12 protein-coding genes are annotated in these 14423 nt (G+C 65.9%); 3 read left to right on the forward strand and 9 right to left on the reverse strand.

Annotated elements, in window-relative coordinates:
- Positions 1–58: 58 nt before the first annotated feature.
- Positions 59–532: a nuclear transport factor 2 family protein gene (locus tag AC0Z2B_RS28985; protein WP_476301264.1), complete on the forward strand. Its 474-nt coding sequence runs from the start codon at positions 59–61 to the stop codon at positions 530–532.
- A 408-nt stretch (positions 533–940) separates the two neighbouring features.
- Here the strand turns inward: AC0Z2B_RS28985 and AC0Z2B_RS28990 are convergent, their stop codons facing one another.
- A complete protein-coding gene (locus AC0Z2B_RS28990) occupies positions 941–3214 on the reverse strand; it encodes an FdhF/YdeP family oxidoreductase (RefSeq protein WP_476301266.1) in 2274 nt (757 codons plus the stop codon).
- A gap of 209 nt (positions 3215–3423) precedes the next feature.
- Here AC0Z2B_RS28990 and AC0Z2B_RS28995 point away from each other — a divergent pair, with 209 nt between their 5' ends.
- Positions 3424–4584: an ATP-binding protein gene (locus AC0Z2B_RS28995; protein WP_476301268.1), complete on the forward strand. Its 1161-nt coding sequence runs from the start codon at positions 3424–3426 to the stop codon at positions 4582–4584.
- A gap of 102 nt (positions 4585–4686) precedes the next feature.
- Here the strand turns inward: AC0Z2B_RS28995 and AC0Z2B_RS29000 are convergent, their stop codons facing one another.
- From AC0Z2B_RS29000 to AC0Z2B_RS29035, 8 genes are all read right to left on the reverse strand, one after another.
- Positions 4687–5274, reverse strand: a complete 588-nt coding sequence (locus AC0Z2B_RS29000; RefSeq protein WP_416423673.1) for a PqiC family protein — start codon at positions 5272–5274, stop codon at positions 4687–4689.
- A gap of 5 nt (positions 5275–5279) precedes the next feature.
- Complete coding sequence (locus AC0Z2B_RS29005; protein WP_476301270.1) at positions 5280–6947, reverse strand: PqiB family protein; 1668 nt, start codon at positions 6945–6947, stop codon at positions 5280–5282.
- Positions 6940–7554: a paraquat-inducible protein A gene (locus AC0Z2B_RS29010; RefSeq protein WP_416423671.1), complete on the reverse strand. Its 615-nt coding sequence runs from the start codon at positions 7552–7554 to the stop codon at positions 6940–6942. The genes AC0Z2B_RS29005 and AC0Z2B_RS29010 overlap by 8 nt, the downstream gene beginning before the upstream one ends.
- Positions 7551–8159 carry a paraquat-inducible protein A gene (locus tag AC0Z2B_RS29015; RefSeq protein WP_476301272.1) on the reverse strand — a complete coding sequence of 203 codons (609 nt, stop codon included), beginning with the start codon at positions 8157–8159 and terminating at the stop codon, positions 7551–7553. Before AC0Z2B_RS29015 ends, AC0Z2B_RS29010 begins: the two co-directional genes overlap by 4 nt.
- A gap of 159 nt (positions 8160–8318) precedes the next feature.
- Positions 8319–9284 (reverse strand): L-arabinose ABC transporter permease AraH, encoded by a 966-nt coding sequence (gene araH, locus AC0Z2B_RS29020; RefSeq protein WP_416423669.1) that lies wholly within the window; start codon positions 9282–9284, stop codon positions 8319–8321.
- 21 nt (positions 9285–9305) lie between these two features.
- The gene (gene araG, locus AC0Z2B_RS29025) at positions 9306–10835 is read right to left on the reverse strand and encodes an L-arabinose ABC transporter ATP-binding protein AraG (protein WP_476301274.1); all 1530 of its coding nucleotides are present in this window, start codon (positions 10833–10835) and stop codon (positions 9306–9308) included.
- Positions 10836–10948: 113 nt separating this feature from the next.
- Positions 10949–11953 carry a substrate-binding domain-containing protein gene (locus AC0Z2B_RS29030; protein ID WP_416423667.1) on the reverse strand — a complete coding sequence of 335 codons (1005 nt, stop codon included), beginning with the start codon at positions 11951–11953 and terminating at the stop codon, positions 10949–10951.
- A gap of 118 nt (positions 11954–12071) precedes the next feature.
- Positions 12072–12950 carry an SMP-30/gluconolactonase/LRE family protein gene (locus tag AC0Z2B_RS29035; protein WP_473006214.1) on the reverse strand — a complete coding sequence of 293 codons (879 nt, stop codon included), beginning with the start codon at positions 12948–12950 and terminating at the stop codon, positions 12072–12074.
- Between the two features lie 200 nt (positions 12951–13150).
- Between AC0Z2B_RS29035 and AC0Z2B_RS29040 the strand changes: the two genes are divergently transcribed.
- Positions 13151–14299, forward strand: coding sequence for an aldose epimerase family protein (locus AC0Z2B_RS29040; RefSeq protein ID WP_476301276.1), 1149 nt, complete (start codon positions 13151–13153; stop codon positions 14297–14299).
- The last annotated feature ends 124 nt before the right edge of the window (positions 14300–14423 follow it).

The raw sequence follows: 14423 nt of genomic DNA on the forward strand, positions 1-14423 counted from the left end.
TTGTGGCTTTGCGGATTTGCCGCGATGCTGTACCTCCCCCTTTGCCGAGGACACCCCGATGAGTGAAGCGCCCCGCCCGCCCCTGCCCCCTTTCACCCTGGAAACCGCCATGCAGAAAGTCCGCGGCGCCGAGGACGGCTGGAACTCCCGCGACCCGGCCAAGGTGGCCCTGGCCTATACCGAGGACACCTACTGGCGCAACCGCAGCGAGTTCATCCACGGCCGCGCCCAGGCCCAGGCGTTCCTGGCACGCAAGTGGAACAAGGAACTGGACTACCGCCTGATCAAGGAGCTGTGGGCGTTCGCCGACAACCGCATCGCCGTGCGTTATGCCTACGAGTGGCACGACGACTCCGGCAACTGGTTCCGCTCGTACGGCAACGAGAACTGGGAGTTCGCCGAGAATGGCCTGATGCAACGGCGCTTTGCCTGCATCAACGACCTGCCGATCACCGAGGCCGAACGCAAATACCACTGGCCGCTGGGGCGCCGCCCGGATGACCATCCAGGCCTGAGCGACCTGGGCCTCTGACGGCAGCTCCCACGCCCCCCCGTAGCAGCGGCGGGGCGGCCATCCGCCGCAGGCCGCGTCCCCAGGCACCGCGCACTATAAATCTGTAGCCGCTGCTGCAGGCTGCGCAGGCCTTCACTCTCGCTGGAGATCATCAGTGCACTCAGGGGCCAGCGCAGCCTGGCGGCAGCGGCTACGCGAAATCCTGCGCACATCGCACCTGTAGCAGCGGCTGAAGGCCGCGTCCTGGAGCAACGCAGGACCGCCGCCGGACGCAGCCTTCGGCAGCTGCTACGCGAATGCGGATACCCCATGGACCGCGTCGCCTGCATCGCGGTCAAGGCCGGCTCCTACCACGAACCGTGTAGGAGCCGACTTTAGTCGCGATGCAGACGACGCCATTTCAAGACAGTTGCGGTTACGAGGGGGTCAGCTGAATTCGGAGCGCATCACCCGCACCGGCACCGACTTGTACGACGGCGTGCCGCTGTCCTTGTCGATGTAGTCCAGCGGCACCAGCGAATTGGCCTCGGGGTAGTAGGCCCCCACCGAACCTGGGGCAATCTTGTATTCGATGGCGGTGATTTTCTCGTAGCGCATCCGCCGCCCCTCGGTCACCGTCTCGATGTCCACCAGGTCGCCGTGGGCCAGCCCGCGCGAGTCCAGGTCGGCCTGGCTCATGAACAGTACGTCACGCCGCCCGAACACGCCGCGGTAGCGGTCGTCCAGGGCGTAGATGGTGGTGTTGTACTGGTCGTGGCTGCGCAAGGTAATCAGCCGCAGCACGTCTTCGCCCTCCACCACCATGTCTTCGTGCAGGCCGGGGAACACGAAGAACTCGGCCTTGCCCGAGGGCGTCAGCCATTTGCGTTCGGTGGCCGGCAGCGGCATGCGGAAGCCGCCGGGCACGCGGATGCGCGCGTTGTAGTTGTCGAAGCCGGGGATGGTCTGCTCGATCAGGTCGCGGATCTTGTCGTAGTCCGCGGCAAGTGCTTTCCACGCCACCTTGCTGTCGGGCAGCGTGGCGCTGGCCATGCCGGCGACGATGGCCGGCTCCGACAGCAGGAACGCCGACGCCGGCGCCAGCTTGCCCGCCGAGGCATGGACCATGGACATGGAGTCTTCCACAGTGATGGCCTGGGCCAGGCCGTCCTGCACATCCAGCTCAGTGCGGCCCAGGCAGGGGAACAGGAAGGTCTCCTTCGACACCAGCAGGTGGTTGCGGTTGAGCTTGGTGCCCACGTGCACCGCCAGGTCCAGGCGGCCCATGGCCGGGAAGCACTGGGCCGGGTCCGGCAGCGCCACGGCGAAGTTGCCGCCCAGGCACAGCAACGCCTTGGCGCTGCCGGCGATCATCGCCTGCATGGTTTGCACCGCGTCATGGCCGTGGCCGGCGGGCGGTTTGAAGCCGAACACCTGTTCCAACTTGGCCAGGAAGCTGGCCGACGGTTTCTCGGTGATGCCCACGGTGCGGTTGCCCTGCACGTTGGAGTGGCCGCGCAACGGGCAGATGCCGGCGCCCGGCTTGCCAAGGTTGCCGCGCAGCATCAGCAGGTCGCAGATCAGCCGCACATTGGCGGTGCCCTCGTTGTGCTGGGTGACGCCCATGCCATAGGTGACGATGGTGGCGTTGGACTTCGCGTAGGCAGCGGCAACCTTTTGCATATCGTCCTGCAGCAGGCCGCTGGCGTGCTCGATGTCCGGCCATTGGGTGGCCAGCAGGTCGGCCTTGAGCGCCTCGAACCCTTGGGTGTGTTCGGCAATGAAGGCATGGTCGAGCACCTGGCCAACGCTGTCTTCGAGTTCCAGCAGCGCTTTCATCACCCCCTTGATGGCCGCCGCATCGCCGCCGGCCTTGACCTGCAGGTAGGTGGAGGCAATGCGCGTGGAGCCGTAGGTGGCCATTTCGACCATGCTCTGCGGGTCGGCGAAGCGCTCCAGGGCGCGCTCGCGCAAGGGGTTGAGCACCATGATCGGCACCTTGCGCCGCGAGGCCTCGTGCAGCGTGCCCATCATGCGCGGGTGGTTGGTGCCGGGGTTGTGGCCGATGGAGATGATCAGCTCGGTGACGTCGAAATCCTCCAGCGATACCGAGCCCTTGCCCATGCCGATGGAGCGCGGCAGGCCGACGCTGGTGGCCTCGTGGCACATGTTCGAGCAGTCGGGGAAGTTGTTGGTGCCGTATTCCCGGGCATACAGCTGCCACAGGTAGGCCGCTTCGTTGGAGGCACGGCCCGAGGTGTAGAACTCCACCTGGTCGGGTTGCAGCCCGCGCAGGATCTCGCCGATGCGGGCAAACGCGGCATCCCATTCGATGGGCTGGTAGGTATCGCTGGCGCGGTCGTAGACCATGGGGTGGGTCAGGCGGCCGAGGTCTTCCAGCTCGTAGTCGGAGCGGCGCAGCAGGGCCGAGACCGGGTGGGTGGCGAAGAATTCGGGGGTGACGCGCTTGTTGGTGGCTTCCCAGGTGACGGCCTTGGCGCCGTTTTCACAGAACTGGAAGGTGGAGCGGTGTTCCTTGTCGGGCCAGGCGCAGCCGGGGCAATCGAAGCCGTCCGGCTGGTTGGTGCGCAGCAGCGTCAGCGGCGCCTTCAGGGTGTCCATCTGCTCGCGCACCGCCGTGGCGGTGGCCTTCAATGCACCCCAACCGCCTGCGGGGCCGTCGTAGTCCTTGATGCCCGGTACTTTGCGTCGAGTGGCCATGATCTCTCCGTCTGCACGTGGCTCATGGCCGGCTGGCCGGAGCCTGGGAGGACTACATTACGCCTCGCGGCAGGCGCGTGCATGATCGGTCGACCGAGCGGTACCAGCATCAGGCAAGTGACCGCAGGTGCAGGCGTCGGCGACTTTTTATACCTGGATTATCAAAGTAGGTATAGATTATAGCCAGACCGATATTCAGGGATATAAACATGTCCGCATCACGCCCGATGTTCAACCGCTCGACCCTTGCCCAGCAGCTGGCCCGCGACCTGGCGGGCGAGTCTTTCGTCGATTACAGCTCGGGCTTGTTCCTGGCCGCCCCCCGGCGCACCGGCAAAAGCACGTTCCTGAGCAATGACTTCATTCCCGAGTGTGAAGCCCGGGGCTGGCTGGCGGTGTACGTGGACCTGTGGGCCAACCGCGAGGTCGACCCGGCCGAGTTGGTCTCGGGGGCCATCGGCGCTGCCCTGGGCGCCTTCGAGAGCGGCTTGAGCAAAGTGGCGAAGAAGGCCGGCGTGGACAAGATCAACCTGCTGCGCACCCTGAGCTGGGACTTCACCAAGCCGCGCCTGCCAGCCGGGACCACCCTGGCCAGGGCGCTGGAGGTGCTGCATGAGGTCTCCGGGCAAATGCTCGTGCTGATCATCGACGAGGCCCAACACGCGTTGAACAGCGACAGCGGCCTCAACGCCATGTTCGCGCTCAAGGCCGCGCGGGACCAGCTCAACCGTGGCAACCGGCCGGACGGCCTGCGCCTGGTGTTTACCGGCTCCAGCCGCGACAAGCTGGCCAACCTGGTGCTCAAGAGCAAGCAGCCCTTCTATGGCGCGACCATCACGCCGTTTCCACTCCTGGGGCATGATTTCGTCGAGTTCGTCACCGGGGTGTGGAACCGCCGGCTGGCGGCCAGCAATCAGTTCAAGGTCGATGACCTGGCGTACGCGTTCCAATTGGCCGGGCGCCGCCCGGAAATGCTCAACACGCTGCTGACCGAGGTCAGCGTTGGCCTGGGCGAAGCCAGCAACCTGGGCGAGTTGCTGCGCACCGGCGCGCTCAACCACCAGGCGGGCGTGTGGAGCGATTATGAAAGCGCCTACAACGACCTGTCGCCGTTGCAGCAGGCCGTGCTGGAGGTCATGGCCGAGCGCGCACTGGGGCAGGCGCCTTTCGCGCCCTTTGCCGAACAGACCTTCGCCGACGTCAACCGCCGGCTGGAGCAGGCGCAGCAGCCCGCCAACGCCAGCACCCCCAACGTGCAGAAAGCCCTGGAGGTGTTGCGCGAGAAGGAGCTGGTGTGGAAGGCCAACCGCGGCGAATACGCGCTGGAGGATTCGGCCATGGCGCAGTGGCTGAACCGCCACCGCACGTAGCAGCGCGCCGCTTGGGCCGGACGCAGCCTGCGGCAGCTGCTACGCAACCCGTAGCAGCGGCCGCAGGCCGCGTCCGTGCGCGCCGCGTATTATGCGCCGCGGTCAGCCTGGGCAGGCCCAGCTGTTGGCCGCCCTGGCGATCTGCCCGGCCAGTTGGCCGATGGCTTTCTGGTGTGCCAGCACCAGGTCGTCCATGCCCACGCCGCTGGCCTCGCGGATCACGCTGGCGCAGGTCAGGGTGCGGCGCTTCTGGCCGTCGCTGCGCTGGCTGAGGCTCCACACCACGTCGATCAGCGCGTACTGGCCCGGCAGCGAATCGAAGCGGCGCACGTCGGTCTGCAGCGACACCACCGGCTTGTCGGCGGCCTTGGGCAGGCCCGCCAGGTCGCGGGTGCCCAGTTTCTGCTCCAGCTGCCCGGCCAGGGCGTCGTGGAACTCGTCGGCCAGGGGCGCGCCCCAGCGTTCGGTTTCGAGGATGGCCAGGGCGCCGGTGCTCTGGCGCACCACCATCTGCGGCTGGTCGACCTGCACCGGCATGCGCACGCTGAGCATCTCGAACTGGAACGCCGGCGCCGGGACGCTGGCGGGGCTGGCCGGCGCGGTGGCCACCAGGGTGTAGTAGTGGGTTGGCGCCGAGCTGCAGGCCGCCAGGCCCAGGGTGGCCAGCAGGGCCAGGGAACGGAGGGTCATGGCGGTCATTCCTGTGCAGGTTCACGAGAGGTCGACGAAGTGGGCTGGTAAGCGTCCGGCTTGCCGTCCTTGAGGCGGCCACGGATCAGCGCTTCGGGGTGGCGGCCGAGGAAGTCGGTGAGCACGCGCACCGAACGGGCGGTGCGCTGCACCTCGTCCAGGGCCTGGCCCAGTTGCTGACGCTGCGGCGAGTCTTCGGCGAAGCTGTCGTTGGCGGTGGCCAGGGTCTTGCGCGTCTGCACCAGGGTGTCACGCATTTCCGGCAGCACCTGGCCGTTGACGTTCTCCAGGGTCTTGTTGAGCTGGCCGAGGCTGCCGTTGAGGTTGTCGGCGATCTGGTCGATCGGGATCTTGCTCAGCTTGTCGACGAAGCTCTGCAACTGCTCCTGCAACTTGTCCAGGCTGCCCGGCACGGTAGGGATCACCATGGGCCGCGCGCTCATGTCGAAGGCCACCGGGCGGGCATTGGGCACGAAGTTCATCGACACGTACAGCTGGCCGGTCAGCAGGTTGGCGCTGCGTGCCTGGGCGCGCAGGCCGCGCTTGACGAACTGGCTCATCAGCAGCGCGCCCTTGGCATCGTCCTCGCCCCCCATCTGCGCCAGCAGCTTGTCGTGGGCCTTGCCCAGGCGGTTGGGGTAGATCACCGCACCAATCACCGTGGGGAAGGTCTCGGTCTTGGCGTCGTAGTCCAGGTCCACCGACACCACCTTGCCGACGTTGACGCCCAGGAATTCCACCGGCGCGTTCACGGCCAGGCCGCGCAGCGACTGGTCGAAGCGCATCTGCACGTAGCGCGCCTCGCCATCGGGCGGCGCCAGGGCGGTTTCCTGGTCGTCGAACAGGGTGAACTGCTGGCCTTCGTCGGCCTGGGCCTTGTCGGCGCTGTAGTTGGGCTCCACGAAGGCAATGCCGCCGGAGAGGATGGACGCCACCGACTGGGTGTTCACCTTCAGGCCGTTGGCGCCCAGGCTGACGTCCACGCCGCTGGCGTTCCAGAAGCGGCTGTCCTTGCGCACGTACTGGTCGTTGGGGGCGTTGATGAAGACGTCGACGTCGACACCCTTGCCGTCGTCGGCCAGGTGGTAGGACACCACCTGCCCCACCTGGATACGGCGGTAGTAGACCGCCGAGCCGATGTCCAGCGAGCCCAGGTCACCGGTGTGCAGGGTGAAGCGCTTGCCCTTCTGGCCGTAGGTGATGGCCGGCGGGTTCTCCAGGCCGACGAAATCCTTTTCAGTGTCGTCGGAGTTGCCCGGGTCGGCGCCGATGAAGGCCCCGGACAGCAACGTGTCGACGCCCGATACGCCGCCGGCGCCGATGCGCGGGCGCACCACCCAGAAGCGTGCGTCACGGGCGGTGAAGGCCTTGGCCGACTGGTCCAGTTCGACCGTGGCGTCGATGTGGCTGCGGTCTTCGCTGAGGGTGATGGCGGTGACCTTGCCGATCACCACGTTCTTGTACTTGACCTGGGTCTTGTTGGCTTCCAGGCCTTCGGCGGTGAGGAAGCTGATCTGGATCTGCGGGCCGGCCGACATGGCCTTGTGCACCACCATCGACAGGCCGATCAGGGCGGCCACGATCGGCACCAGCCAGACCAGCGAGACGTTGAAACGTCGGCGCCGGATCTCGGGGCTCGAAGGCGTGAGGGTGGAACTTGGGTGATCAGACATCTTCAACCTCTGCATCCCAGATAAGCCGGGGATCAAAACTCATGGCCGCCAACATCGTCAGCACCACGACCAAACCAAAGAACAGGATACCCAGGCGCGGCTCGATGCTGCTCAGGGAATGGAATTGCACCAGGGCCGCCACCAGGGCCACCACCAGCACGTCAAGCATGGACCAGTAGCCGATGATCTCGATCAGCCGGTAGAGCTTCGAGCGCTCGCGCATGGCCCACTGGCTGCGGCGCTGGCAGGTGATGAGCAAGGTGCCCAGCACCACGAATTTCATGCACGGCACGGCGATGCTGGCGATGAAGATCAGCAGGGCAATGTCCCAGGAGCCGCCGGCCCAGAACTCCATGACGCCGCTCATGATGGTGTTCTCGCTGCCGCTGCCGAACATGTCGGTGTACATCACCGGCAGCAGGTTGGCCGGTATATAGAAGACCAGGCTGGCAATCAGGAACGCCCAGGTGCGTGCCAGGCTTTCGGGCTTGCGCCGGTGCACCACCGAGTCGCAGCGCGGGCAGTAGTGGCTGCCTTCGGCGCAGGCCAGGCCGCAGGTGTGGCACAGCACCAGCTTGAGTTCGTGGGCATAGGGCGGCTGGCTCATGGAATGACCCCTTCCAGGTCATGCCACAGCCGGCGGATGCTCTTGCCGGAGATCAGAATGATCAGCACCGTGAGCATGGCCAGCGCCCACAGGCCCAGGCCCGGGTGCACGTCGAGCATGCCGCCCAGCTTGACGATGGCGACCAGGATGCCCAGCAGGCACACCTCGAGCATGCTCCATGGGCGCAGGTGTTCCAGGGCGCGCATGCAGGCCTTGAAGCCGGGCGCGGCGACGCCGGCGCAGGCGAAGCTGAGCACCCAGCACAGCAGGATGATCTGCAGCATGGGCGCCAGGATGATGGTCAGCCCGGCCACTGCGGCGATGACGCTGATGCGGCCCTGGGCCAGGGCTTCCACCGACTGCCACAGGGTGGCTTCGTTGCTCAGGCCCTGGAGGCTGATGGAGATCACCGGGAAGGCGTTGGCGAAGCAGAAGACGATGGCCGCGCAGATGGACAACGCCAACAGCTGCTGGGCGCTCATCTGCCCGCCCCGGGCCAGCACCGCGCCGCAACGGGTGCAGCAGGACTTTTCCCCGCGCACCAGGGGGGTGGGCTGGTAGACGGAGTCGCAATGCTCGCAGATGATCCAGTCGGGGTTGTTCATGAGGCTCGATGACACGGGTGGGAGCGGCATTTTCCTTTGAATGGCAGCGCCGCGTCTAGTTCAGCGTAGGATACATATGTAATTGCATGATAGTGGGTGGGGGACGCGGCCTTCGGCCGCTGCTACGCCCGTAGCAGCGGCCAAAGGCCGCGTCCGGGCTCAGCGCTGCTTCAAGCGGTCGATGATCACCGCGATCAGCAGAATGGTGCCGCGGATCACGTACTGGTAGAAGGTGTCGATGTTCTTCAGGTTCATGGCGTTCTCGATGATCGCCAGGATCAGCACGCCGGCAATCACGTGGCGGATCATGCCGATGCCGCCGCTCAGCGACACCCCGCCCAGCACGCAGGCCGAAATCACCGTCAGCTCGAAGCCCTGCCCCACCATGGGCTGGCCGGAGGTCATGCGTGAGGCCAGCACCACGCCGGCCAGGGCGCCCACCAGGCCGTGCACGGCGAAGATGATGATTTTGGTGCGGTCCACGTGCACGCCGGCCAGGCGCGCGGCTTCCTGGTTGCCGCCAATGGCCATGGTGTTGCGGCCGTAGGTGGTGTAGTTGAGCAGCCAGCCGAAGAAAATGAAGCAGACGATGGTGATCAGGATGGGCACAGGCACGCCGAACACCTGGCCGTTGCCGAACACATAGAAGCCCTCGTTCATGACGCCAACGGCCTTGCCGTTGGAGAAGATGTAGGCCAGGCCGCGAACGATCTGCATGGTCGCCAGCGTCGCGATCAGCGCGTTGATGCGCAGCTTGGCAATCACGATGCCGTTGATCAGCCCGACGATCAGGCCCATGCCCAGGGCGGCGGACACGCCGAGGAACACGCTGTTGGTGTCGCGCATCACCACGGCGGCGATCACCCCGGCGCAGGCGATGACCGAACCGACCGACAGGTCGAAATGCCCGGAGGCCAGGCAGTACAGCATGGTGCAGGCGGCGATGCCGGTGGTGGAAATCGCCAGGCCCAGGCCGCGCATGTTCATCGGCGACATGAAGTTGTCGATCAACAGGGTGCAGAGCAGGAAGATGCCCAGGGCCGCCAGCAGCATGGCCCACTCATCGAGAAACCGGCGCATGTTCAGTCCTTGCCGCGGCGCGTGCAGGGTGGTGGGAGTGGTCATAAGCACCTCGTTTATTATTGTTCAGCCACGGGTGCGTGGCAGTGCCAGTTGCAGCAGACGGGATTCGTCGGCCTGTTCACGGTTCACTTCGCCGGTCAGGGCGCCTTCGCTCATCACCAGGATGCGGTCGCTGATGCCCATCACTTCCATCAGGTCGCTGGACACCACGATCACCGCGATGCCCTGGGCCGCCAGGTTGTGGATGATCTGGTAGATCTCCGACTTGGCGCCGATGTCGATGCCGCGGGTGGGTTCGTCCAGCAGCAGCACCTTCATGGGCATCGACAGCCAGCGGCCGAGAATGGCCTTCTGCTGGTTGCCGCCGGACAGGAACATGATCTGCTGGCCGGGGCTGGGGGTTTTCACGTTCATGGCGCTGATCTGCTGGCGCGCGTTGTCGCGCTCCCAGCGGCCCTGCAGCAGGCAGCCCAGGTGGGCATGGCGGCTGCGGGCGCCGATGTTGATGTTCTCGGCGACGCTGGACAGCGGCACGATGCCCTCTTTCTTGCGGTCTTCGGGGCACAGCAGGATGCCGGCGTCGATGGCCTGGCGCGGGTTCTTCAGGTGCAGCGGGCGGCCTTCCAGCTCGATGTCGCCGGCGCTGTGGCGCGCCAGGCCCGACAGCAGCCGCAGCAGTTCGGTGCGCCCGGCGCCCACCAGGCCGAAGAAGCCCAGCACCTCGCCCTTGTGCAGGCTGAAGCTCACCGGTTCCTGCAGGCCGGGGCCCAGCAGGTCTTTCACCTGCAGGGCCACCCCGCCCTGTTCGCGGGGGCGGTAGTCGTAGATGTCCTGGATGTCACGGCCGACCATGCAGGTCACCAGCTGGTCGTGGGTCAGCTGCGCCATGTCATCGAAGGTGCGGATGAAGCGGCCGTCCTTGAACACGGTGACGGCGTCGCAGATGCGGAAGATTTCTTCCATGCGGTGGGACACGTACAAAATCACCCGGCCCTCGTCGCGCAGCCGGGCGATGATGGTCATCAGCCGGTCGATCTCGCGGGCCGAGAGGCTGCTGGTGGGTTCGTCGAAGGCGATGACGTGGGCGTTGCGCGACATGGCCTTGGCAATTTCCACCAGTTGCCGCTGGCCCAGGGACAGCTCGCCCAGGCGCGTGCCGGGGTCGATCTCGTCGGCCAGGCCTTTGAGCAGCTCGCGGGCGCGGCGCTGCATGGCGCCGCGGTTGACCAGGCCGAACCGCGCCGGCATGTGCCCCAGCAGCAGATTTTCGGCGACGCTCATTTCCGGCACCAGGTGCAGCTCCTGGTGAATCACCGCCACGCCGTGGGCGATGCTGTCGGCGGCGGACTTGAACGCCATGGGTTGGTCGCCGATCAGCACCTGGCCAGCGCTGGGCTGGTAGGCTCCGCCCAGGATTTTCAACAGGGTGGACTTGCCCGCGCCGTTCTCGCCCATCAGCGCCAGCACCTGCCCGGGGTGGGCGGTGAAGCTGATGTCGGACAGCGCGCGCACGCCCGGGAAGTTCTTGCCGATGGCGTCGAAGCGCAGGCTGCCGGTGGCGGTGTGTGGTTGTGTTGCCGTGGATGCATGCATGAGAAGCCTCTTCACCTAGCGATGGCAAAACCCGTAGCAGCTGCCGCAGGCTGCGTCAGCGGTAGTCGCGGTGCGCCGGGACGCGGCCTGCGGCCGCTGCTACGGGATTGGCGTTACTTCCAGAGCCCGATCTTGGTCAGCACGTCCTGGAAGTTGGCGCGGGTGATCAGCGTCACGTCGTCCATGGCGGTGTACTTGGGCGGCTCCTTGCCGGTGGTGACCCACTCGAACACCTGCGACGCGGTGTTGTAGCCTTCCTTGTCGGGGCTGGGCAGCATCGAGCCGAAGAAGCCGCTTTTCGGTTTTTTCAGCTCGTCGATGGCGTCGGTGCCATTGATGCCGATGCCAATCACGTGGTCAGGCTCGAAGCCGTTCGAGGCCGTGGCCCGCACCCCACCCAGCACGGTGTTGTCGTTCATGCCACCGATGATCAGGTTTTTCGCGTTCGCCGGCAGTTTGGGCAGCGCCGAATTGACCGCGTCCATGCCACCGGGCACGTCCAGGGTCTTCTGCGGGGCGGTGAGGATGTGCTCGGCGGGCAGGCCGGCTTTTTTCAGCGCGTCGATGGAACCGTCGGTGCGCTTCTTGCCGGTGTCCAGCTCGTTGTAGGTGTTGATGACGGCGTAGGTGTCTTTCCAGTCCCAGTTACGCTTCTTGGCCTCGTCGGCCATGGCGGCGCCCTGCTTCTGGCCCACTTCGAAGGCAGCCATGCCCAGGTACGGCACGTCCTCCATGAATTTGCCGTTGGCGTCGACGAAGCGGTCATCCACGGCCATTACCTTGAGGTCGTTGGCCTTGGCCTTGGCGACGATGGCCGGGCCCAGGGACACGTCCGGCGGGCAGATGACGAAGCCCTTGGCGCCGTTGGCGGCCAGGCTGTCGATGGCCGAGAGGGTTTTCTCGCCGTCGGGCACGGCGATCTTGATCAGTTCGAAGCCCTTGTCCTTGGCGGCTTTTTCGGCGAACGCCCATTCGGTCTGGAACCAGGGCTCTTCAGCCTGCTTGACCAGGAAGCCGATCTTCACCGGGTCGGCGGCGAAGGCGGTGGAGCCCAGGCCGAGGATGGCGGTAGACACGGCGGCACAGCACAGGGAACGCATCCCATGGCGACTCAACATAGCTAACTCCTTGTTCTTATTTGATATAGCTACAGCGTCCAGCGGTTTGAGTGGCGCACCCGCAAAGGCGCGATTTACAGTCTTAGCATGTAATCCGGTGTCTCTATGTAACGTAGTGTCACCCGCCGAAACGCTGGCACGGCTGGCCGCGCACGCCCAGGTCGGCCCACAGCACGGCGCCGTCCAGGGGGTTGTGGCTGCCGCTCTGGCGCGAGCTGGTGACGTACAGCCGGGTCAGGTCCGGGCCGCCAAATACGCAGCTGGTGGGGTGTTCCACCGGCAATTCGACGACTCGGTCCAAACTGCCGTCGGGGGCGAAGCGCAGCAGGCAATGGCCGCCCCAGCGCGCGTTCCACACATAGCCGTCGGCGTCCATGGCCGAGCCATCCGGGGCGCCGCGCGGGTGCTCGGCCGCCCACACCTGGCGCGGGCCGGGCAGGCCCTGGGCGTCCAGGGGGTAGCGGTAGATCACGCCGTCGAGGGTATCGGCGCTGTACAGCCAGGCGCCGTCGTCGCTCCACAGCAGGGTGTTGACGATGCCCTGCCCGGCTAGCAACGGCGCCACGCGCCCCTGGTGGTCGATACGGAACAGGCCGCCGCTGCGGCGCTCAAGCGGCAGGTCGCCGCCTTCGGCGTCGAGGTTGTTCTGCATGCTGCCCAGCCACAGGTTGCCCTGGGGGTCGCAGCGGGCCTCATTGGCGCGGTTGCCGGCGACGGGGTCGGCCTGGCACCACAGGCGCAGGGCCGGGGCCTGTTCGGGGGAGTCCAGGGCCAGGCGATGCACGCCGCTGGCCAGGGTCACCAGGGCGTCGCCGGCCTGGGTGGGAATGAACGCCGACACCGGCTCGTGCAACTGCCAGTGCCGCTGCTCGCCGCCCTGCAGGCGGCACGCCTTGAAGCCAGCGATGTCCACCCAGTACAAGGCCTGGGTGGCGACGTCCCAGCACGCGCCTTCGGCGAGCCGGTAACGCACAGGGGAAAGTGCCTGCCAATTCATGTCACGCCCTTCTGTTCTTATTGTTGACGCGCGGGCCTCACCGGGCCACGACACCACTAAATAGTATTACCATTTATTTTTCAAGTGCTGTTTTTTGGACTATAAAAGCTTGCCACTGCAAAAATGAAGGTAAATAGTCTGACCAATAGACAGGAAATTTCCGCAAGCATCCGCCACAACAACAAAAAGGAAGGCTTACCATGCAACCACGTCTTACCCTCGCCAGCCTGGGACTCTCGATCATGATGGCCAGCATCACTGCCCACGCCGCGGGGCTCAGCGCCGAACGCGGCAGCTTCGGCACCCTGCCCGATGGCACCGCCATCGAAAAATACACCCTGAAGAACAGCCACGGCGTGCAAGCCACCATCATCACCTACGGTGGCATCCTGCAGTCGCTGCTGGTGCCCGACAAGCACGGCAAGGCCGCCGACGTGGTGCTGGGCTTCGATGACGTCAAGGGCTACCAGGCCAACCCCACGGTGTACTTCGGCGCCACCATCGGCCGCTACGGCAACCGCCTGGCCGACGGCAAGTTCAGCCTCGACGGCAAGCCCTACCAGATTCCCACCAACGACGGGCCCAACGCCCTGCACGGTGGCACCCAGGGCTTCGACAAGCACGTGTGGAAGGCCGAGCCGAGCAAGGCCAAGGACAGCGTCGGCGTGACCCTGAGCTACGTGTCGGCGGACGGCGAGATGGGCTTCCCCGGCACCCTCACCACCCACGTGACCTACAGCCTCAACGAGCGCAACGAGCTGCGCATCGAGTACCGCGCCACCACCGACAAGCCAACGGTGCTCAACCTGACCAACCACAGCTACTTCAACTTGGCGGGCGCCGGCAACGGCGACATCCTCAAGCAGGTGGCCACCGTGTTCGGTTCCCATTACACGCCGGTGACCGCCAAGCTGATCCCTACGGGTGAGCTGGCACCGGTGGCCGGCACGCCCATGGACTTCCTCAAGCCCACGGCGTTTGGCACGCACATCAAGGATGATCACCCGCAGCTGAAGTTCGCAGAGCCCAAGCAAGGGGGCTTTGACTTCAACTGGGTGCTGGACACCCACGGCGACGTGAAACGCCTGGCCACCGAGGTGCACGACCCGGCGTCGGGCCGGGTGCTGCAGCTGTACACCACCGAGCCTGGGGTGCAGCTGTACACCGCCAACTTCCTCGATGGCAGCATTCATGGCAAGGGCGGCACGGTGTACCCGCACTGGGGCGCGTTCACCCTGGAGACCCAGCATTACCCGGATTCGCCGAACCAGCCGAAGTTCCCGAGCACGCGGCTGGACCCGGGCAAGGCCTACACCCAGACAACGATTTTGCGCTTCAGCGCGAAGTAGAGACCGCGTCGCCTGCATCGCGCCCAAGGGCGGCTCCTACGCAATTGGCGTAGGAGCCGCCCTTGGGCGCGATAGGCGTTCTGGGGGTAGACGGGGGAGGGCGTGGGGGGCGGCGGCGGGGCTG

The organism is Pseudomonas sp. GYB4201 (assembly GCF_056312595.1).